The sequence below is a fragment of the Neobacillus niacini genome (assembly GCF_023715785.1).
Classification (GTDB): Bacteria; Bacillota; Bacilli; order Bacillales; family Cytobacillaceae; genus Neobacillus; species Neobacillus niacini_E.
Map to the genome: position 1 here is coordinate 46,070 of NZ_JAMBOX010000019.1, position 21,367 is coordinate 67,436.

The following is a 21,367-nucleotide window of genomic DNA, read 5'->3' on the forward strand; positions in this document are numbered from 1 at the left end:
GTTCAGGAATCGTCAGGTTTTTGAATGGTAAGATTTAATTGGACTTTGAAAAAAGAAAGGATGTGCCGCATGGCTTATAAGCCCCGATTGGAACCCGATATAATAAAGATTTTGAGGTTGTTAAATGCAAGAGGAAATTTGACCGAACAAGAAAAGAGGTATTTTGAAGGCAAGAAAAAGGGCTTTGAAGGGGAAGTGTTTTTCGACCAAGTGGTGACCGAACCACTTGAGTGTGAAGGTCTTGTTATAAACGACTTGCTGTTGAAATTTAATAATACTTATTTTCAGATTGATACAACGATTATTTTTAAAGACACGATTAAGCTTTTTGATGTTAAAAACTTTCAAGGAGAATATTATTACGAAGAGGGCCGGTTCTACGCCATAAATGGAAGCGAACGAGATGACCCGCTCGTTCAGTTGGAGCGATGTGTATCCCATTTCCGCCAATTGCTTTATAGCCTCGGATACAAGGGGACTATTGAGGCCTATGTTGTCCATGTGAACCCCGAATTCACCTTATTCCAAGTACCTCGGACCTATCCAATTATTTTTCCATCACAATTAAACAGCTTACGAAAAAAATTGAACAATAACCAGTTAAAATTGAACGATTGGCATCGGCGGCTGGCCGACAAATTAATTTCTCTTCATATCGTTGAATCACCTTATGATCTTTCACCGGCATATGATTTTGATTCTCTGAGAAAAGGTAACAATTGCGGGCGGTGTCAGTCGTTTTCTATTACGCTTAATGACAGAATTTTGACGTGTAACAATTGCGGGCATCAGGAGACGGTAGAATCAGCGATTTTGCGTGGCATTGGGGAGATTAAACTGCTTTTTCCAGAAATGAAAATTACGGTTAATGTGGTTTATGAGTGGTGTGGTGGGGTTTGGTCAAAATGGGTAATTAGAAATGTTTTGAAGAAGCACTTTAAGGCGACGGGATATGGAAAATGGTGCTTTTACGAGTGAGTTGGCGAGTGATGATACATTTTTTATTTTGCTCGTTCCCTATTGAGGGCGTATAAATAATGTTTTCGTGCGCCAATAGGTTGGCGCATTTTTTTGTGGTGCAGGTTTATCATATTGGCGTAGTGGAACCCGGTTTTCTCGCCTTTCACTACTCCTATAACCTTTATTGGTGTAGTCAGACCTGGTTTTTTCGCTTTCCACTGCTTCTATAACCTTTATTGGTGTAGTCGAACCCGTTTTTCCCGCCTTCCACTGCACCTATAACCTTTATTGGCGTAGTCGAACCCGGTTTTTTCGCCTTCCACTGCACCTATAACCTTTATTGGCGTAGTGGAACCTGGATTTTTCACCTCCCACTGCTCCTATAACCTTTATTGGCGTAGTCGAACCTGGATTTCCCCCGACCACTACTCCTATAACCTTTATTGGCGTAGTCGAACCTGGATTTTCCCCCGACCACTACTCCTATAACCTTTATTGGCGTAGTCGAACCTGGATTTTTCCCCTTCCACTACACCTATCACCTTTATTCTTGTAGTCGTACCCGAATTTTTTCCCTGCTCCAAAATATATTCGCCTCGCCTTTTTACCTCCTACAAGCAGCCATTCGCCAGTACATCCGGCTATATTCTGAAAATATAAATTTACAAATTACATTTTTGACATTTATTACATTGATACAGAAATAAATCCAATATATTCTTTTTATAAAGGGTACTCTATTTTTTAAAAGATAAAGGTGATGCACTTGAAATGGTTAGGGTATAAAGGGGCACGGTATGTTGGATTCTTTTTTTTGCTGCTGCTTGCTTTTACAGCGTCCTTTACACAATATACAAGCGGGCAGGACCTGAATCAAAAGAACATGAAATACGGATCAGATGTTAAACAGGCTTTGGACTTGTATGTGCCGAAAAACAACAGAGATAACCCGGTTATCATTTATGTCCATGGCGGGGGCTGGATGCGGGGGGATAAAGCCGATGTTGGGGATAAACCCGCTTTTTTTACCGATAAAGGTTATGTATTTGTTTCTGTTAATTATCGGCTTTTTCCAAATGCGGCCTACGAAGAAATGGCCACAGATGTCGCGACAGCGGTGAAATGGGTCTTTGACCATGCCGAACAGTATCAAATTGATATAAGGCGAATTAATTTAATGGGGCATTCGGCCGGAGGGCATCTGGTCAGCCTAATTGGCACCAACCAAAACTATTTGGAACAGGCCGGGCTGCCTCCAGGTACGATTCATTCAATCGTAAACTTGGACGGACCAATTGATCTGGCGGAATTTCTTCAACGAAACAGCAAATATAAAACTGTTTTTGGTGAGGATGATCAAGTCTGGACAAAGGCATCTCCTATTACCTATGCGACCGAACAAAATTCACCGCCGATATTGCTTGTTTCACCCAAAAGGCCTTCTATATCTTCATTTATAGAAAGGACCGGTGATAAGGCCACAACTTTTGAAATTCATTCATTATCACATGGGGAGATTAAAAAACTGCTCGGCTCGGGGAATGCTCCGGAAGAAGCCAAAAACATGACAAAGGCCGTGGCCGATTTTTTGCATAATGTTAATTTCTAATAATCAAAAACACGCGGTCGAAAATCGAGCCGCGTGTTTTTGATTAGTTTAGAATCTCTCTGTTTTTGGGCTGCATCTCTTTCTTGTGAAAATAAAGAGACTGCCACCGAGTGTAAATACAGAGATAAATTTGCTCGCCAGAATTAGATAGGAAGTGGTTTGATAGTCTACGGTGATATGCGGGAGTACAATCAGGGCATAAATAACAAGCAGCCCAAAGGCAAGAATCGAATAGGCATTATTAAATGCCCTCTTGATAATTTCCTCACTTTTTTCTTCTCCGAGGTTTGTAAAAATAATAATCGTATAGGCCAAAACTAAAATAATGAAATAAGTCAATCCAGCGATGGCTAACTGGATACTCATTTTTATCTTCCTCCTTTATTTATTTACAGTCTCGCCCCTCTCTTCATATATGACTTGTACCCATCCCCAAGTAATAAGGAGCCTGCCACACAAGGGCATACTAATCCCACAGCGACAGACTCCACCTAAACATGCACAATTATTTCTATCAAAAAATATATCCACCTTTATTATCACATAAAGGTGGATCATTTTGAAGGGTTTCGCTCCCCTAAACCGTTTTCTTCATAAAATAGACATTTCCCCCGCTACAGTATCTCGAGAATATCAAATCCCCGTAACAGCGCCGACCGCCAAGGCAATGACGATGACGAGCGCCGGGTGCCACTTGAGTTTTTCCAGCATCAAATAACTTCCGATCAATAGGACAATTGTGTAGACGGGACCGAGGCCGATGAAAGAGTCCTTGGCAAATTGGTATGTCATGACGCCAAGCAGAACGGCGATGATTGGCCGTACAATGCTGGAGATGTTTTTGACCTGCGGTTTGTCCTTATATTTCAACAATACCGCCATCAAGACGAGCATCAGAATGATGGACGGGGCAACGGAGGCAAACAGCGCAACCAAGCTTCCGATGACACCGCCTTCTGTGTAACCAATATAGGCAGCCAGTTTTGTAGCGATAGGGCCAGGCAAAGAATTGCCTACCGCCAGCACTTCACTGAATTCCTGTCTTGACATCCAGCCATAGTTCCCGACCACTTCATTTTCAATTAATGGGATCGAGGCAGGCCCGCCGCCATATCCTAATATCCCCGGAATAAAGAAGGCCATGAAAATCTGCCAGTAAATCATGAGTCGGACCTCCTATTTCCAAAAGGCAAAAATACGTAAATGATCAAGACTAAAATCAGAATGGCCGGGTGTACTTGGAAGCCTTCCGTTAAAATGAGAGACCCAATAATGATGGCAATTCCTTTTGTCCAGCCAAGTGTTTTTCCCGACTTCTTGGTGAAATCCCAGGTCATGGTAGCCAACATGACCGCCACCACTGGTACGACCGACATCGACATATGCTGAACCCAAGGCACATCTTTGTATTTCTGCAATAATTGCAGCAAGAAAATCATCATCAATGCCGTTGGGGCCACAGTCGCCAGCAGGGCACCAATACAGCCCATAACACCGCAAACCCGATATCCAATATAGCCACCCATTTTTGTCGCAATGGGACCAGGCATAGTATTCGCAATCGCCAGGGTATCCGCGAATTCCTCTTCTGTCATCCACTTATATTTCTTTACTGCTTCTTGATGGACAAGTGGAATGGAGGATGGTCCCCCGCCAAAACCTAACATGCCAACGCGAAAAAACGCTGCGATCACATCCCAATTTCTTCTCCAATACGGGCGTGGATTGGATGAAGAATCAGACGTTTTTTCCTTCGCTAGTGCATTTACCAAGCCGCGATAGCTCCGTCCGTCCGTGATTCCGTGCCACCCTGAAGCACACCTGTTTTATTGTCTCTCCAGATAATTTGACCACGCCCGAAGCTTCCCCCTTCTGGAGTTACATGTACTTCATGACCTTTGCGGGCTAGCGCCTGGACTAAATAGTTAGGAAATTCCGGTTCAACGTGAACCGATTTTCCCTTCATCCACTGCCATCTCGGCATGTCTAATGCCGCCTGTGGATTCAATAAATAATCAATCGTATTTGTAATCACCTGAAAATGTCCTTGTGGCTGCATGTAACCTCCCATTACCCCGAATGGACCAACCGCTTGGCCATCCTTTGTTAAAAATCCCGGTATAATGGTATGATACGTTCTTTTCCCTGGTTTTAGTACATTTGGATGCGACTCATCGAGGGAGAAGTCAGCGCCGCGATTCTGCAAGGCAATTCCCGTGCCAGGAATGACAATCCCAGAACCAAACCCCATATAATTACTTTGAATAAACGACACCATATTTCCTTCCTCGTCCGCAGCCGCCAAATAAACGGTACCGCCTTTAGGAAGTTCATATGGAACAGGGTCAGAGGCTGTATCGGTAATCACTTTGCTGCGCTCTTCGGCAAACTCGTCAGACAGCAATACCTCTGCCAAAATCGGCATATCTTCCGGTTCTGTGATGAACGCTTGACCATCGGTAAACGCCAGTTTCATCGCTTCGATTTGCTGATGGAGCGTTTCCGCGCTCTGCCAGGCAGGAGGAGACAATTTTTCGAAAATATTCAGTGCCATTAAGGCAACCATTCCTTGGCCATTTGGCGGAATTTCCCAAACATCATACCCCCTGTAATTCGTTGAAATCGGCGTTACCCATTTTGGCTCATATTTGCTTAAATCGGATTTAGAAAGGTAGCCATTGTGCTTTTTCATGAAGGCATCGATTTTTTCGGCAAGCTCTCCTTCATAAAATGAACGTGCTTCACTTTCGCCAATTGACTTTAAAGTTGCTGCATGATCCGGAGACTTCCAGACTTCGCCAATCTCAGGCGCTTCCCCCCCCGGTGCGAAGGTTTCAAACCACGCTTCGAACTCTTCTGTCGTGAAGTTCGCCTTAAATTTATTATAGGCGAGCTTCCAATACTTCCCTAAAATCGGGGTGAGCGGGTATCCTTCCTCTGCATAACGGATGGCAGGCTGGAGCGCCTCCAGCAAAGATAATTTGCCAAATCGTTTTGATAATGCGGCCCATGCGGCGGGAACACCAGGTACTGTTACCGGGATGACGCCATGAATAGGCATTTTCTCATGCCCTAATTTTTTTAACGCTTCAACAGAAATGGATTGGGGTGCAGGTCCAGATGAATTCAATCCAAATAATTCATCCTTTACCCAAACTAAAGCAAATGCATCTCCGCCAATTCCATTTGAGGTCGGCTCCACTACAGTCAGGGCAGCCGCAGTTGCAATTGCTGCATCTATGGCATTTCCTCCCTTTTGCAAGATCTCAAGCCCTGCTTGAGCAGCCAATGGCTGTGATGTGGCGACCATGCCTTTTTTGGCAAAAACAGTATGGCGTTTTGACGCAAAAGGGTGATATAAATAATCCATTTGTCTTCCTCCTCGACACTCTCGGATTCCGTTAGAGTTCTTGTGTTAGTCTACGATTTGCTGAAAAGCAAGATTCCCCCTACTTAGTAGGTAGGAGGATGAATTTTATTGATGTATGGACTGTCCGGCGAAATGGCAGGCAGCAAAATGATTCGGTTCGTATTCCTTCCACTCCGGTTTTTCTGCTGAACACCGGTCAGTTGCGATCGGGCATCTTGTATGAAATGGACAGCCGCTTGGGGGATTTGCCGGATTTGGCAGATCTCCCTGCAATCGAACCCTGGTCCGGTTTCGATTGACGGAGGGTCTTGGAATGGCTGATAGCAGCGCCTGGGTGTAAGGATGCAACGGCCGCTCAAATAGGTCCCCTACGGAAGCCAACTCGACCGTATTCCCGAGATACATAACCAAAACCCGATCGCAAAAGTAGCGGACAACCCCTAAATCATGCGAGATAAATAGATAGGAAAGGTTATATTTTTGCTGCAAGGATTTTAGTAGTTTTAAAACTTGCGCCTGCACGGAAACGTCAAGGGCGGAAACGGCTTCATCACAGATGACAAACGAAGGATGAAGGGCGATGGCACGGGCAATGCCAATTCGCTGCCGCTGGCCGCCGCTAAACTCATGAGGGTATTTATAAAAATGCTCCTCTTTTAAGCCTACTTCCTCCAATAGGCTAATGACCGTTTCCCGTTTTTCCTTGGCCGACATATTGGTATGCATTGTGAATACCTCTTCAAGCGCGTGACCAATTCGCTGGCGTGGATTTAATGAGGCAAACGGATCCTGAAAAATCATTTGCATCTGCTTCACAAATTTCAACTTTTCTTTTCTCTTTAAATCCTGAATTTCCGTATCCTGGAAAATCACTTTTCCGGCTGTTAATTCTTCCAATCCCAAAATGGCTCTCCCCAGAGTGGATTTACCGCAGCCGGATTCGCCTACAACCCCTAAACTCTCGCCTTCATAAAGCTGTAAGGAAACATTTTCGACTGCTTTGACGTCGCTTTGTTTCCGCTGGAGGATTCCTCCTTTAATAGGGAAATATTTTTTAATACCTTGAAGTTCCAGGAGCACCTTTGGTTCTGTCTTCTTGCTTGAAGCGATTTGTTCTGTTGAAACGGCCATCAGTGCACCTCCTCCTCAATTAGCCAGCAGCTGACCTTATGTGTGCCAGAGACGTTTGCTGCCTGTGGTTCTTTCGTTCGGCAGCGGTCTGTCGCAAATTTGCATCTGTCATGAAAGCGGCAGCCGGAAATCTGCTCATGTAAGCTTGGCAGCGATCCAGGGATAGGTTCTAGTTCAAAGTCAGGGTCATCAACATTAGGAACTGAATTTAACAGTCCGATCGTATACGGATGTTTCGGATTATTGAAGATTTCCTCCACACTTCCTTCTTCTACCTTCTTGCCCGCATACATGACCATGACACGATCGGCCACCTCAGCGACAACACCCATATCGTGGGTAATTAACATGACACCCATGTTATATTTTTCTTTCAAATCGTTAATCAAATCCAAGATTTGTGCCTGAATGGTAACATCAAGGGCGGTTGTAGGTTCATCGGCAATTAACAGTCCGGGATTACAAGATAAAGCAATGGCAATCATTACCCGCTGGCGCATCCCGCCGCTCAACTCATGAGGATATTGATTCATTCTTTTTTCCGGATAGGGAATTCCGACCTGTTTTAAAAGCTCAATCCCTTGTTTCGTTGCTTCGCTCTTTGACAGGTTATGATGGAGCATTAACGGCTCGCGAATTTGGTAGCCGATTGTCAACACAGGATTTAACGCCGTCATTGGCTCTTGGAAGATCATCGAAATTTTATTGCCGCGGATTTGCCGCATTTTTTCCTGCGGCAAGTTATGAATCGGCGCCCCCTCAAACAGGACTTCACCGCTAGTAATTTTTCCGTTGCTTGGCAATAGACCCATAACCGAGAGAGAAGTGATACTTTTCCCACACCCCGATTCACCGACAATGCAGAGTGTTTCCCCTTTTTTAATAGAAAAGGAGACATCACGCACAGCAGGCAGCTGCCCGTCTGCTGTGCGGAATTCAGTCACAATGTTTTTGACTTCAAGTAATGTCTCTCCCATTTTTCAACCCTACTTTCTTGTAACGCCCGATAAATCCCATTTTCCAGTCGGATAGAGTTCAAGGCCTGTGAATTCATTATTCAATGCTGCAGTGACAACACCATGGTACATAATAACGACTGAATCGTTCTTCAGCATTAATTCGTTGGCTTGATTCAAATAGTCTTCCCGTACTTTTTGATCGGTTGTTGTTCTTGATTGCTCAATCAATTTATCCAATTCAGGATCCTTTAATTGGGTCATGTTGGAAGAACCGACGTTTGCACTATGGAAGTTAGGATATAACAATTCGGAACCATCACCGGTAACATTCGACCAGCTTAAGAACGTAAGGTCAAACTTTCCGGCGCGTGCTGTATCCAGAAACGCTGCCCATTCCATTGATTCAATTTCTACTTTAAAGCCAGCTTCCGTCAGTTGCGCTTGAACCAGTTCAGCCATTAATGGATAGGTGCCGCGGTTTGCTGCCAACAGCTTGATGGTTTTGTCGCCATAGCCGTTTTTCTTCACTAACTCTTTTGCTTTTTCTAAATTATAAGATGTGCCGCCTTTATCGGCAGAATCTTTATGGCCAAATACTTTTGGTCCGATGACGCTGTCGCTTCTTACGCCCAGTCCATTTAATTTTTTCACAATGGCATCTCGGTTAATGGCACTTGCGAGAGCCTTTTTGAATTCAGGATTAGCAAATTCCGGTTTTGAATGATTCACTGTTAAGAAATATTGAGGTGTTCCTTGAATCTTTTCTACTCCTACATTTTTCAACGCTTCAACACGGCTTAATTGCTCTGCCTGAATACTGTCAATAAATTGCACTTCACCTGCCTGGAGCATGGAAATCGCTGTAGATACTTCCGGAACCACTTTAAAAACTAGCTTTTTGATGGCAGGAGCACCGTCACGATAGTCAGGATTTGATTCTAAAACAACTTGATCACCAGGAGTCCAGCTGACAAATTTGAACGGTCCGGTACCAACAGGCTCTTTCATTAAGTCTTGTTTCTTATCTGCTGTTGGGCTTACAATTGCCGCATTGGAGTGTGATAAAGCAGCCAAGAACGGTCCATATGGATATTTTGTTTTGATTTCAACTGTATTTTCATCAACGACATTGATGGTATCAACAGGAGCCATCAAGCTTGCGCGCGGTGCAGCAGTTGCTGGGTCACGAAGTTTATCGAACGTATATTTAACGGCTTCAGCATTAAAATCTGTGCCATCGTGGAACTTAATTCCCTTTTTCAATTTAATAACCCATGTATTTTCATCCGGGTTTTCATAGGATTCTGCCAATAATGGTTCAATCTTGCTATCTGCATTTCTCTTAAACAGTGTTTCATAGACATGTTCGGTTACATTCGATGATGCGGAATCGTTCGTCATGATTGGAGATAAGCCAACCGCATCGGTAAGTGAAGCATAGGTAAACGATTCAATCGCTTCTTTCTTTTCTTTTCCTTTGTTAGTGTCAGTTCCTTCATTGCTTGATTTGGAAGCTGAGCCTCCGCCACAGGCCGCAAGTAGTAGCGCCGTGATAATGGTGAATAACAACAGCAAATTTTTCTTCATAATTATTTCCCCCTCGTTTTTATTTGTCCAGCTCCAGCGCCTAGGCGCTTGTAGCTTTTCTTATTGAATATCCATATTTGGATCGATTGCATCGCGCAATCCATCGCCGACAACGTTAAAAGCAAATACTGTCAGCATAATGGCGATACCAGGTACGACCGTTAAGTGCGGCGAGCTCCACATGAAGGCCTGCCCTTGTGAAATCATCGCACCCCATTCGGGTGTCGGCGGCTGCGCCCCCAAGCCAAGATAACTTAGCGATGCTGTTGAAAGAATCGCGGTTGCCATCCTCATCGTCGCAAATACGATGATTGGCGCAAAGGCATTTGGCAAGATATGCTTGACCATAATTCGAAAATCTGAGGCACCGAGTGATTTCATCGCCATGATGTATTCCTTTTCCTTAATGGAAAGAACGGAGCCTCTGACAATTCTCGCACATGACGGAATCGACCAGATGCTAATCGCGATTGCGACATTGATCAGGCTTGTACCTAAAATGGCAATAATCAGCATTGCTAGAAGGATGCCAGGGAAAGAGAACAGCAAATCTACTATTCTCATAATCACGCCATCTAATTTTTTATAGTAGCCGCCAAGCAAACCTAGGGTCACGCCTCCTAACAGGCCCAGGGTAACCGCGACAATTCCAACTACCAATGAGATGCGGGCCCCAAAAACAATTCTGCTCCATACGTCGCGGCCATAGTTATCGGTACCCAGCCAATGTCCCTCGCTAAACACCGGCAATTCACTTGCATCTAAATTTTGTTTTACCGGATCATAGGAGGTAATTAGCGGTGCAAAAATGGCCATGCCAATTTGCAGGACGATAATAATTAAGCCAATCACCGCCAGTTTGTTTTTCAATAATCGTTTTGCAACGACCTGATACGTTTTTTCTTTACTTGGTGCTTTTTTCACATTGGCCGCCGCCACTGTTGCTGTTTCCGCCATCGTGCCCCCTCCTTTCTTATTGATATTTGATTCTTGGATCAATATAGGTATAGACAATGTCAACAACTAAATTCACTAGTACAAACAAGGTGGCCACCAACAGGACGGATCCTTGCACCATTGGAAAGTCACGTGCCGCGATTGCATCAATCATCAACCGGCCCACCCCGTTAATGGCGAAAACCTTCTCGGTAATGATGGTTCCGCCCAAGAGCCCTCCAAAATTAAGGCCGATCACGGTGATAACCGGAATCATCGCATTTTTTAAGGTGTGAATCCAAATGACATTTCGTTCTTTTACCCCTTTTGCTCTGGCCGTTCTGACAAAATCCGCCCTGACAACCTCCAGCATCGATGACCTTACCATTCGGGCAATCATCGCGGCGGAACTTGTTCCTAACGTAATAGCCGGAAGGATCATTTCTTTCATCCCTTCAACGGTAAACCAGGAATTTGATAATCCCGCTACAGGCAGCCACTGAAGATTGACGGAAAAAACTAAAATCAACAATGCCCCCAGCCAAAAGTTTGGAATTGAAATCCCTGCCAATGCAAACGTAGTGGAGGTTACATCCAGCCAGCTGTTATGTCTAAGAGCTGAAATCAGACCGGCGAATATCCCGATGATTACCGCAACAATCATACTGGCGACTGCCAATTTCAAAGTGTTTGGAAAGCGAACAGCGATTGCTTCAGCAACAGGCTGGCGGGTTTGGTAGGAAAAACCAAAATCCCCCTGGGCAATATTAGCCAAGTAACTTCCGTATTGGACCAAGAAAGGATCATTCAAGCCCAAATTGTCTCGAATTGCTTCCAAATCAGACGCTGTAGCTGTAGGTCCTCCAACCATCGCTGCGGGGTCCCCGGGAGCGAGATACATGGATGAGAAAACCAAAAACGATATTCCAAACAAGAGGAATATTAACTGAAAGAACCTGCGGACAATCATTGAAATCACTATGCACCCTCCTCCTTACGACATTTGTTAATCAATTTTTAATTTTTGATTACTTAATGTTCTGAATAATATAAAAGTGATTATAATCCTTTTCATTTTAAAAATCTACAAAAAACACTCATTTTTTTAAAAATTTTTCAAATTTCAATAACTTTTTGGTTTTATTTACCCAATGAACCTTCCGAAATGTCGACATTTTCCGGAAAAGTGCTTTATTTTTGAATCAAAAATCTAGAACGCTTACATTTCCGTTTTGTAAAACCAATTATTCGCGGGTATCTTTCCTTCATGCACAAAAAAAACTCATCATAACGATGAGTTCCTTGCTGCAGATTATAGTTTCAGCCCTCTTCGGCTTTTAAATCGCCTTAATAAAATATGACTCTCCACTCTTGTAATTCCATCCAATACGTATAACTCCTCATTGATAAATCTTTCTAAGGCCCCGAAGTCATCAACCAGGACGTGGGTATGCAAGGTGGAAGGTCCTGTCATTTGATAGCAGCTCGCCACATTTGGATTTTCTGCCAATGCCTCTGCCACTTTTACAAGGGAACCAGGCTCACAATCAATTTCAAAGAAAGCAGAAACCCCTTTTCCTGCCTTGCTGCTATTAATGACGATGGTAAATTGCTCGATAACGCCATCATCGATTAATTTAGCGACTCTTTCCCTTACGGCAACCCTGGATACCCCCAGTTCCTTTCCGATATCAACGTACGATAGCCTGCCATTGTCGACTAATAATTCCAATATTCTTTTATCGAATTGATCCAATATATATAAACCACCTTTCGATTTCTCCCAATTAATAGTATTATATGGGAAGTTCATATAAAATGTAATAAAATTCGCATTATTGTCGACAAATCGTTTGTAGAATACCGCTTTTTCTTTCGTTGTGAAGATCAACTTACCTACGCTCCCCGTTGCATCTTTTTCAATCAACTATGCTACTATAAGATTGAAACTTAATTTTTGGAGGGACAGAAATGGTGCTGCCTAATTTTGAAGAGAACTTACACAAATACGCAAAGCTGTTAGTGGCGAAAGGAATTAATGTTCAACCCGGGGATTGGGTGAAGATGACAATTAACGTCGATCAGGCGCCATTAGCCCGGCTAATCACAAAAGAGGCTTATGCCCTGGGGGCTGAGAAGGTCATTGTCAAATGGTCCGATGACGAAATCACAAAAGAGCATTACTTAAATCAACCCCTCGAGGTATTGACGAACATTCCTGACTATGAAATTCAGGAATCCGAAGACCATGTATTAAATCATCGCGTCAGCCGTTTGTCGATTCTTTCGAGCGACCCTGGTTTGTTAAATGAAGTCGATTCGGCTAAGGTGGCACAATACCAAAAGGTAGCCGGAAAGGCATTCCACGCACAACGCAAGGCGACTCAGAATGATGATTTGAAATGGACAGTTGCCGCCGCAGCCGGCGCCGGCTGGGCTGCCACGGTATTCCCGAACCTAGCCACTTCCGAAGAACAGGTCGATGCCCTATGGGATCAAATTTTTAAAACCTGCCGTGTTTACGCGGAAGACCCGATTGCTGCTTGGGATCAGCACAAACAAACATTGGATGAGAAGGCGGAAAAATTAAATGAAATCCAATTTGATGCGCTGCATTACATAGCACCCGGCACAGATTTAACCCTCGGCCTGCCGAAGAACCATATTTGGGCCAGCGCCGGCAGCGTCAATCCAAAAGGCGAAGAGTTCCTTGCCAACATGCCGACAGAGGAAGTGTTCACGGCCCCTGATACCCGGCGTATGGATGGGGTAGTCCGGAGCACGAAGCCTTTAAGCTATGCGGGGACATTGATTGAAGGAATTGAAGTGCACTTTAAGGATGGAAAAATTGTCGACATTTCTGCGGAAAAAGGCGATGAGGCCATTAAGAAATTAGTGTTTGATAACGAAGGCGGAACAGGCCTTGGTGAAGTCGCCCTGGTACCAGATCCGTCACCGATTTCACAATCGGGAATTATTTTCTTTAATACCCTGTTTGACGAGAATGCCTCCAACCACCTGGCTATCGGCTCGGCTTACCCGACAACGATTCAAGGCGGGACTAAAATGAGCCAGGAAGAGCTGCAGCAGCACGGGATGAACACCGGAACTGTTCATGTAGACTTTATGATTGGCTCTAACGAGATGAATATCGACGGCATTAAACAAGACGGCACCATCGTTCCAATTTTCCGCAACGGAGATTGGGCAATCTAAAATGCGAAAAAGTCCAAGAGACCGATGTTTCTTGGACTTTTTTTAGGACTCCTTAGCTGCCACAAGAGCGGGGTCTTTCCACGCCAGAGTGATTCCAATCCCTATTACCAAAAATACTGTTGAAAAGTAAAACGGATAATTTAGGTTAATATCGAATAAAATCCCGCCAGCAATCGGACCGATGACGTTACCGATGCTTGAGAACATCGAATTCATCCCGCCGACAAAGCCTTGTTCATCGCCGGCATTCTGGATAAATACGTGGTTACCGCCGGACGCATCAAATCAAAGCCGACAAACACCGTAATGGTGACCAGCAGAATCGTCACATAGGTATGGACTACCGTCGTTAAAAATACCAGGGCAGTCGAAAAAATAAGACAATACCGGATTAAGACAATTTCCCCCAGCCTACGCATGAGCGGGGCAAAGAAGATAATTTGAAATATCGCTCCCAAAATTCCGCCGCCCATGATGATGATGGCAATATCCTTTGGTGTATAGCCGAATTTATGGTCGACAAACAAGGAAAATAACGACTCAAAAGATGATAAGCCAAACTGTGTAAGGAAAATCACCATAAAAGAAATAAAGTACATCGGCGCAAAAATCCTGCGAAACCCTGTTTTTTGTCCCTTCACATGTTCGGTTACACTGCTTCGCTCCGGCTCACGAAGCAAAAACACCGTTAAAATGGCCGCGAATAATCCGAGACCGGCAGCAAAGAAAAACGGCAGGCGCGGGCCGATTTCACCCAAAAAGCCGCCAATTCCCGGCCCGATGATAAAACCGGTCGAAATGGCCGCCGACATATAGCCAAGCGCCTTTGCCCGTTCATCCAATGTTGTCGTGTCAGCAATAAAGGCCGTTACACCCGGCATGATAAAGGCCGCACTGACGCCGCCAAGCATGCGTGAAATGAACAGGATCTCCACCGTTTTACCGATTCCAAATAAATATTCCGAGATACCAAAGATTACGAGCCCAATGACAATAATATTTTTTCGTCCATATCGGTCTGTCCAGCGGCCGGCAATCGGCGACACAATCAATTGGGTTAGCGCAAAGGCGGCAACCATATAGCCGACAACCGACCCGGATATATGCAATTCATTCATAATCGCAGGGGTAACAGGAATAACAAGGCCGATCCCCAAAAAGGCAATGAATAGATTCATCAAGACAATGACTAATGCCATGCGTTTTTTCATAGTTTTTCTCCTTCAAATAACCACGATAACACCATTCTAATATAATTTCATTTGTTTTTCCTCAAACTGCCTTTATGACGTAGTGGGACCTCGTTTTTTCGCCTTCCACTGCTTCCATAACATAAATAGAAAAAAGCCCAAGAGGCAATGCGGTATTTTAAACAACTGCTGTCTCTCGGACTTTTTTATAATCATAATAGTAATATATGTTTCTAAACTGTTTGCAATACCTTTTTCTCCCTGCAGTTCGTAACAATTGATTCAAAGACATAGGCTTTTTCAAAACCTTCTCGGGTCGCGTCACCCAAAGAACCGTAGCCGGCAGCATCCCCTAATACAAACACATTTTCCATACAGCCTTTTAAAAGATTCTCTAATGGGTTATATGCCTCCACACCCATCGCAACAATCACATACTCTGATTCTAGTTCTGATTGTATCCCTGAAGCCAAGTCCTCGACGATCACACTGTTGAGCAGGATTTTTTCCAACTTGTGTTCCGTCACAATGTTCACATTTGCTTGTTGAAGCTTACCTAGAAGTCTTAATCTTGTGTCAGCTCCAATGCGTTTACTTGCTTTAGTCGGAATTTCTACATAGGTGACATCATTGCCGGCTTCAGCAAGGCGACGTGCCGTTCCATGGCAGGTCATCCCACTGCCTACTACAGTAATTTTATTATTGGAAAATACGAGTTCCCGTAATTTTATGTCTTCATAGGTATATACACGGTCTAAATCAATACCCGCCACCTGTGGGAGCCTTGGTCTTCCGCCTGTGGCCAACAAAACGGCATAAGGGTTGAAAGCTATGATATCTTCGACAGCAGCTTCTGTATTCAAACGCACATCAACATTCAAACGTTTCATTTCATGGCTGAGGTAATCAATATGCCAAGTCATTTTCTTTCTATAAACCGGGTCCGTTACAAGGTGTAATTGCCCGCCAAGTTTATTTTCTTTTTCAAAAAGGGTTACGTTATATCCTTTTAATGTTAAGATTCTTGCCGCTTCCATTCCACCTGGGCCGCCACCGACAATTACAACATGGCGGTTTTCATTAGAAGTAAGTGGATGCAGTTCCTTAAACTCCAGCTCTCGGCCTGCTCTGGCATTAATCGTACAGCGAATGTGCAGGTTAGCCGAAACGGAATGGATGCAATGGAGACAGTTAATGCATTTTCTAATTTCGCCTTCGCGTTCTTCGATTGTTTTGTTTACCCAGTCAGGGTCAGCAATTAATCCTCGGCCAATGGCCACAAAGTCCGCCTTACCTTCGGCTAAAATGGTTTCGACAAATTGCGGTTCGCGAATGGACCCGACCGTCATCACCGGAATCGAAACTTCCTTTTTGATTGCCTCTGCCAGGTAGACTCTCCAGCCTTGTTCATAAAGCGGGGATTCAATGACCTTTTCCATAGAGTCATAGGTTCCGCAACTAATATGCAGTCCATCTACTCCCAGGTTTTCCAGGTATGTGCTTATGGCCTTACCTAGCTCTAAATCAATGCCGCCTTCTGTAAAATCATCCACATTGAGGCGAACGGTAACAGGGAAATCCTCCCCGCATTCCTCTTTAATGCCGACAATGATTTCCTCGAGAAATCTCATTCGATTCTCAAAACATCCCCCGTATTCATCCGTCCGTAAATTTGCCTCAGGGCTGAGGAATTGGTTAACTAAATAACCATGGGCTCCGTGGACTTCAACTCCGTCCATTCCGGCCCGCTTGCATCTTACGGCGGACTGGACAAATTTATGGACTAACTCTTTCACTTCCGCTGTCGTCAATTCTCTAGGCTCTTCCCCAACTGCAGCACAGGGAACACTACTTGGAGCAACGATTTGCTTCCCATGGATTAACGACGAATTCGACTGTCTACCCGCATGATGGATTTGGACAAATATCTTCGTCCCATATTTATGTACTGCATTGGCCAGACGGAAAATTCCTGGAATAAAGCGGTCATCGTCCAGTCTTAATTGCCGAACAAACCCTTTTCCGTATTCAGAATCGATGCAGGTAAATTCAACAATAATTAACCCAGTACCGCCCTTCGCCCGTTCTTCATAATAGGCAATCAGGTGATCCGTGACTTCACCTTCGACACCAGCTAGATTCGTTCCCATTGGCGGCATGACGATTCTGTTTTTTAAGGTTAAATCGCCTATTTTACCCTCACTAAATATGTTTTCGTATTGCATTTGTGATCCTCCTTTTAGTTTGTGAGATATTTCACAAATAACCACAAAAAATTATATACCATATTAATTTTAAAGGAAGTTGTGAGGAATTTTACCACCTTCATTTGATAGATTAGTGACAATTGCTTGTAAAATTTGCGAAGAAATATTGGAGGATTTATTTATTGAAATTTTCCTTGCTCTGAAACGGGTTCCATGAAATAAACTGTAACCGTAAGATGCATTCTATAAGTTAAGCTTCTTATAGCAAAAGTTGATTTAGGATCGGCGTAACTGTGCATCCGGGCGTAACGGTAAATTTCAACTTTTGTCTACCAATGGTATATCTATTTACAATCTATAAATCATTTTCAACTACGAAAATAAAAACCGGGGCAAAATCCTATAGGATCCGCCCCTTTGTTATGTCGGTTTCACTAAAAAGCTTATTTGCTTGTTTCCCTTCGAACAACTGGAGCAATTTCCGTTGCTAGCAATTCGATCCCTTTTGCTACATTTTTAAATGGTTGACCGCCTATATCCAACTGTGCAAGGAATCTTTGGTGCCCAAAGAGTTCGTATTGTTTGAGAATTTTTTCGATCACCTGCTGTGGACTCCCCACAAACAATGCCGTATCCGGACTAGTCATATGTTCAAAGTCTGCCCTTGACATTCTTGTGGCCATTCCACGTTGACGGTTCACATATCCCCAGTAGTTGGAGTAATAAGGATAAAACTCGTCTTTTGCCTGCTGAGTTGTTTTAGCTAGATATGCATGGCCCGTTACTCCGACCTTTAACGTTTCTGGTGCATGGCCCGCGTTTATTCCAGTTTGACGATAAAAATCGACTAGCAGCTTAAAACGACTTGGATTTCCACCCAAAATAGCCAATGCCATTCCCACCCCAAATCTGCCGGCACGAACGGCACTCTCGGGCGTACCTCCCACTCCAATCCAAACTGGCAATTTTTCTTGTACCGGTCTCGGTGCAATTTCAGCATCCTTTAAAGAAGGACGGAACTTCCCCGACCACGTGACAGTCTCATTTTGGGTCAACTGTAATAGAAGGTCCATATGTTCTTCAAACAATTCATTATAATCATTGGTACTATAACCGAAAAGGGGAAAGGATTCGATAAATGCGCCCCTGCCGGCCAGTATTTCGGCGCGGCCATCGGAAAGCAAATCCAATGTTGCAAAATCCTCAAATAGACGAACGGGATCAAGCGTGCTTAAAACACTTGTTGTACTTGTTAATCGAATTCGTTTTGTCACTTGTGCAATCGCAGCCAATATGACTGCTGGAGAAGAAGAAGCGTAATCCAGACGATGGTGTTCTCCTACACCAAATACATCTAATCCAGCCTCATCAGCGAGTTTTGCGGCTTGAATGATTTCTTTTACTCTTTCCTTAGCCGTTAACATCCTTCCGGTAAGGGGGTCCGGACCAATGTCGGCAAGTGTGTAAATCCCAATTTCCATACCGGCACTTTCTTTAGAAGCCATTTCGGATACCTCCTATCCTATACAGCTAACTCTATTGCGTTTCCAGAAGGATCAAAGGTGATGAAACGGTTATTTTCCAATACCTTTGCACCAATCTGCTTCAAATTGGTTACTGTTTGGTTACGAACCTCTTCGTTATCAAAAATGAGTGTAAACGATTCAAGACCTACACTATTTTTGGCAGGAGGTGGAGCCCCTACTCCATTCCAAGTGTTGACCCCTACATGATGGTGATATTTTCCGTAGGAGAGGAATAAGGCCTGCTCCCCGAATCGATTGACTACGTCCATTCCCAGTCCTTTTACATAAAATTCTTCTGTTTTCTTTAGTTCTGACACGTGTAAATGAATGTGGCCCATTACCGTTTCAGCAGGCATCCTTCGCCAAGGCCGATCCGGTGTAGCAAACTTAAGCAAAGTTTCAAAATCTAATGGATCTACTGCCATATCCACTTCATCGCCATGCCATTTCCATTCAGAAGGTGCCCGATCACGATATATTTCAATTTCATTCCCATCTGGATCGTGCAGGTACAAGGCTTCACTGACAAGATGATCAGAAGATCCAAAACGAATCCCATTGCCCACCAAATGAACCACGATATTGGCTAAAGCCGATTGGTCTGGCAATAGAATCGCAAAATGATATAACCCAGTAGTTCTTCCCTGTTTTGATATAACATCCTCAGGTTGTTCCAGTGATAAAAAACTTGTTTTCCCATCAGCTGTCAGTTTTACCGTTGAGGTAGTTTGTTCTAAAATATCGAATCCCAGGATATTTTTATAAAATTCAATCGAACGTTGTAAATTTTCCACTTTAACTTTTACATGCCCTACAAAAGTTGTTGGTTTCTTGTGAAATTCCATAGGTAACCCTCCAAGATTATTTTTTTATGATTGAAAAAACTTATGGTCTAATGACATCCTTGATTTCTCAGCAAATACAAAATAAATGGATACTGCTAATAATACAAGTTCAAATTCATATCCTGCCATTTGTCCATTGCCTAGAAAACCAAGTGAAAGTTTTACAGTAAAAATAGCACCTATCATAATTAATGCAAAAACAGTAGTAACAATTCGTGTTCCCAATCCCAAAATTATTGCAAACCCAACTATTAATTCTATTACCGCTACAACATAGGCAATAAAGCCCGGAATCCCTAGACTATCAAAAAAGCCGACTATATTCGCAATACCACCTTGAAATTTGGAAAATCCATGTATAAAGAATGTAAGATCTAATACCACTCTTAATATAACGTTCCCAATTCCGTTTTTATTCATTTGTATTGTCCTCAATCTAGTTACTTTATGTAAGTTAGTATATTTTTATAATTAAGTAGTGTCAAGTAATTTTAATTTGTATTATAGTGAATCGAACTATAGTTTTCCTATATGGAGAGAATAGATTGAATTACGGTGGAAAATTCAACAAAAAGGGTATTTTAAAAAAGAAAAACTGGATTCGGATTGGATCCAGCTAGAGTTCATATTGTAATTACTTTCTGTTGGTTAATGCATTATTCATTGATCATAAGATCAAGCCCAAGCCTTTGTAATCCATATAAATAATCTTGTTTCCAATCACTTTCAGTAAGTTTTGGGAGATGTTCTGAAGGGATGTACTTTGAGCTGCCTATAGTAATTTTGTTTAATATCTCTTTATCCATTTCATCACTACAAAAAATGATGATATAAGGGTTAATGATAGCTACAAAAGTAGCCACTAACCTACTGATTGCATCAATATGATAATCCTCAGAGATAGTTTTCTTATTAAGCCTGCTTCCATTTTCTAACGCCTGTCCAAAATTTCGTTCATTATACTGGGGAACGAATGAAACCTCTCCCGCAAAAAATGTACTTCCTCGTACCACATCTCCATTTATCATAAATCCTGCTCCTGGTCCGTTTTGACCGAAATATAAATATATTAGGGATTGATTATCCTTAGTCCCCTTACTATGCTTAAACCCAAGAACGGCAGCATTCATATCGTTCTCTACTACTACAGGTATAGAAAAATAATTCTCATAATATCCTTTTAAATCAAAATTCTGAAACTGCTCGTATCCCGGCATATAAAAAATTCGACCATTATCAACCGAACCTGGAACCCCGATTGCTATAGAACGGATCTTTGAATCATTTGTAGTAATTATTTTCTCGATTAACTTAGTTAATAAATTTATACCATTATCTATTAATACAGTTGGCGCCTTTCCTTGTTCCATTACTTCTCCCACACAATTAAAAATTGTATAATTGGTCTCTGAACTTTCTAAAAAAATAGCAAGGCCAAGCATATGTTCAGGGTTATACGCATATCTTTTTGCTCTTCTTCCGCCACTAGATTCATCTAAACCAACTGAAATAATTTCTCCATCCTTCTCCATCTGTGCTAGAAACTTACTTATTGTTGGAAAACTAACTTCTAATTTATCGCTTAGCTCCACTTTTGTTGCACTTCCAAGTTCTAAAAGAGATTTACGAATACTAGAAAGGATTACCTTCCTCAATGATTTTGGAGTAGTATTCACAAATGTCACCACCTATTAAAATAGACTTATTAAAGTTCTTAAATAAGTGTCGAATAAAACATATTAAATTCCTTTAATAAGTGATGTTGATAATATATCATATAAAATTACGGAAAACAATTGGGAATACAAATTACGATTGGAGCTAGTATCTC

18 protein-coding genes and 1 pseudogene are annotated in these 21,367 nt (G+C 42.9%); 3 read left to right on the plus strand and 16 right to left on the minus strand.

Annotation, left to right across the window (positions count from 1 at the left end; all coding sequences use genetic code 11):
• Positions 1 to 138 precede the first annotated feature (138 nt).
• Together M3234_RS24535 and M3234_RS24540 are read left to right on the plus strand one after the other, a co-directional pair.
• Complete coding sequence (locus M3234_RS24535; protein WP_262307225.1) at positions 139 to 978, plus strand: nuclease-related domain-containing protein; 840 nt, start codon at positions 139 to 141, stop codon at positions 976 to 978.
• A gap of 748 nt (positions 979 to 1,726) precedes the next feature.
• Entirely contained in the window at positions 1,727 to 2,569 is an 843-nt protein-coding gene (locus tag M3234_RS24540) for an alpha/beta hydrolase (protein WP_262307226.1), read from the plus strand.
• Between the two features lie 48 nt (positions 2,570 to 2,617).
• On the opposite strand, the gene M3234_RS24545 is transcribed toward M3234_RS24540, so the two are convergent.
• The 10 genes from M3234_RS24545 to M3234_RS24590 all read right to left on the minus strand — a co-directional run bounded on the left by M3234_RS24545 (position 2,618) and on the right by M3234_RS24590 (position 12,365).
• Entirely contained in the window at positions 2,618 to 2,935 is a 318-nt protein-coding gene (locus tag M3234_RS24545) for a hypothetical protein (protein WP_262307227.1), read from the minus strand.
• A 267-nt stretch (positions 2,936 to 3,202) separates the two neighbouring features.
• The gene (locus tag M3234_RS24550) at positions 3,203 to 3,733 is read right to left on the minus strand and encodes a chromate transporter (protein ID WP_262307228.1); all 531 of its coding nucleotides are present in this window, start codon (positions 3,731 to 3,733) and stop codon (positions 3,203 to 3,205) included.
• Complete coding sequence (locus M3234_RS24555) at positions 3,730 to 4,341, minus strand: chromate transporter (RefSeq protein ID WP_285858660.1); 612 nt, start codon at positions 4,339 to 4,341, stop codon at positions 3,730 to 3,732. Before M3234_RS24555 ends, M3234_RS24550 begins: the two co-directional genes overlap by 4 nt.
• The gene (locus M3234_RS24560) at positions 4,335 to 5,939 is read right to left on the minus strand and encodes a gamma-glutamyltransferase family protein (protein ID WP_262307229.1); all 1,605 of its coding nucleotides are present in this window, start codon (positions 5,937 to 5,939) and stop codon (positions 4,335 to 4,337) included. The genes M3234_RS24555 and M3234_RS24560 overlap by 7 nt, the downstream gene beginning before the upstream one ends.
• Positions 5,940 to 6,044: 105 nt before the next feature.
• Positions 6,045 to 7,070 carry an ABC transporter ATP-binding protein gene (locus M3234_RS24565; protein WP_262307230.1) on the minus strand — a complete coding sequence of 342 codons (1,026 nt, stop codon included), beginning with the start codon at positions 7,068 to 7,070 and terminating at the stop codon, positions 6,045 to 6,047.
• The gene (locus M3234_RS24570) at positions 7,070 to 8,047 is read right to left on the minus strand and encodes an ABC transporter ATP-binding protein (protein WP_262307231.1); all 978 of its coding nucleotides are present in this window, start codon (positions 8,045 to 8,047) and stop codon (positions 7,070 to 7,072) included. Before M3234_RS24570 ends, M3234_RS24565 begins: the two co-directional genes overlap by 1 nt.
• Before the next feature lie 9 nt (positions 8,048 to 8,056).
• Entirely contained in the window at positions 8,057 to 9,616 is a 1,560-nt protein-coding gene (locus tag M3234_RS24575) for an ABC transporter substrate-binding protein (RefSeq protein ID WP_262307232.1), read from the minus strand.
• Between the two features lie 60 nt (positions 9,617 to 9,676).
• Positions 9,677 to 10,573 carry an ABC transporter permease gene (locus tag M3234_RS24580; protein WP_262307233.1) on the minus strand — a complete coding sequence of 299 codons (897 nt, stop codon included), beginning with the start codon at positions 10,571 to 10,573 and terminating at the stop codon, positions 9,677 to 9,679.
• Positions 10,574 to 10,589: 16 nt separating this feature from the next.
• Complete coding sequence (gene nikB / locus M3234_RS24585; protein ID WP_066321538.1) at positions 10,590 to 11,531, minus strand: nickel ABC transporter permease; 942 nt, start codon at positions 11,529 to 11,531, stop codon at positions 10,590 to 10,592.
• A 333-nt stretch (positions 11,532 to 11,864) separates the two neighbouring features.
• Entirely contained in the window at positions 11,865 to 12,365 is a 501-nt protein-coding gene (locus M3234_RS24590; protein WP_262307261.1) for an Lrp/AsnC family transcriptional regulator, read from the minus strand.
• Between the two features lie 158 nt (positions 12,366 to 12,523).
• Between M3234_RS24590 and M3234_RS24595 the strand changes: the two genes are divergently transcribed.
• Positions 12,524 to 13,768: an aminopeptidase gene (locus M3234_RS24595; RefSeq protein WP_262307234.1), complete on the plus strand. Its 1,245-nt coding sequence runs from the start codon at positions 12,524 to 12,526 to the stop codon at positions 13,766 to 13,768.
• Positions 13,769 to 13,810: 42 nt separating this feature from the next.
• Here M3234_RS24595 and M3234_RS24600 read toward each other — a convergent pair.
• From M3234_RS24600 to M3234_RS24625, 6 genes and pseudogenes are all read right to left on the minus strand, one after another.
• Positions 13,811 to 14,979 (minus strand): annotated as a pseudogene (locus M3234_RS24600) (MFS transporter).
• Positions 14,980 to 15,191: 212 nt separating this feature from the next.
• Positions 15,192 to 17,183, minus strand: a complete 1,992-nt coding sequence (locus M3234_RS24605) for an NAD(P)/FAD-dependent oxidoreductase (protein ID WP_262307235.1) — start codon at positions 17,181 to 17,183, stop codon at positions 15,192 to 15,194.
• A gap of 425 nt (positions 17,184 to 17,608) precedes the next feature.
• Positions 17,609 to 18,670, minus strand: a complete 1,062-nt coding sequence (locus tag M3234_RS24610; protein ID WP_262307236.1) for an LLM class flavin-dependent oxidoreductase — start codon at positions 18,668 to 18,670, stop codon at positions 17,609 to 17,611.
• A gap of 17 nt (positions 18,671 to 18,687) precedes the next feature.
• Entirely contained in the window at positions 18,688 to 19,536 is an 849-nt protein-coding gene (locus M3234_RS24615) for a VOC family protein (RefSeq protein WP_262307237.1), read from the minus strand.
• Between the two features lie 24 nt (positions 19,537 to 19,560).
• Entirely contained in the window at positions 19,561 to 19,956 is a 396-nt protein-coding gene (locus M3234_RS24620) for a DoxX family protein (protein ID WP_262307238.1), read from the minus strand.
• 236 nt (positions 19,957 to 20,192) lie between these two features.
• Entirely contained in the window at positions 20,193 to 21,212 is a 1,020-nt protein-coding gene (locus tag M3234_RS24625; protein WP_262307239.1) for an ROK family transcriptional regulator, read from the minus strand.
• Positions 21,213 to 21,367 lie beyond the last annotated feature (155 nt).

Coding starts and splice junctions, on each gene's coding strand:
- M3234_RS24545 (WP_262307227.1), bottom strand. CDS start 2,935: ATGAGTATCCAGTTAGCCATCGCTGGATTGACTTATTTCATTATTTTA.
- M3234_RS24550 (WP_262307228.1), bottom strand. CDS start 3,733: ATGATTTACTGGCAGATTTTCATGGCCTTCTTTATTCCGGGGATATTA.
- M3234_RS24560 (WP_262307229.1), bottom strand. CDS start 5,939: ATGGATTATTTATATCACCCTTTTGCGTCAAAACGCCATACTGTTTTT.
- M3234_RS24565 (WP_262307230.1), bottom strand. CDS start 7,070: ATGGCCGTTTCAACAGAACAAATCGCTTCAAGCAAGAAGACAGAACCA.
- M3234_RS24570 (WP_262307231.1), bottom strand. CDS start 8,047: ATGGGAGAGACATTACTTGAAGTCAAAAACATTGTGACTGAATTCCGC.
- M3234_RS24575 (WP_262307232.1), bottom strand. CDS start 9,616: ATGAAGAAAAATTTGCTGTTGTTATTCACCATTATCACGGCGCTACTA.
- M3234_RS24580 (WP_262307233.1), bottom strand. CDS start 10,573: ATGGCGGAAACAGCAACAGTGGCGGCGGCCAATGTGAAAAAAGCACCA.
- M3234_RS24590 (WP_262307261.1), bottom strand. CDS start 12,365: ATGAACTTCCCATATAATACTATTAATTGGGAGAAATCGAAAGGTGGT.
- M3234_RS24595 (WP_262307234.1), top strand. CDS start 12,524: ATGGTGCTGCCTAATTTTGAAGAGAACTTACACAAATACGCAAAGCTG.
- M3234_RS24605 (WP_262307235.1), bottom strand. CDS start 17,183: ATGCAATACGAAAACATATTTAGTGAGGGTAAAATAGGCGATTTAACC.
- M3234_RS24610 (WP_262307236.1), bottom strand. CDS start 18,670: ATGGCTTCTAAAGAAAGTGCCGGTATGGAAATTGGGATTTACACACTT.
- M3234_RS24615 (WP_262307237.1), bottom strand. CDS start 19,536: ATGGAATTTCACAAGAAACCAACAACTTTTGTAGGGCATGTAAAAGTT.
- M3234_RS24620 (WP_262307238.1), bottom strand. CDS start 19,956: ATGAATAAAAACGGAATTGGGAACGTTATATTAAGAGTGGTATTAGAT.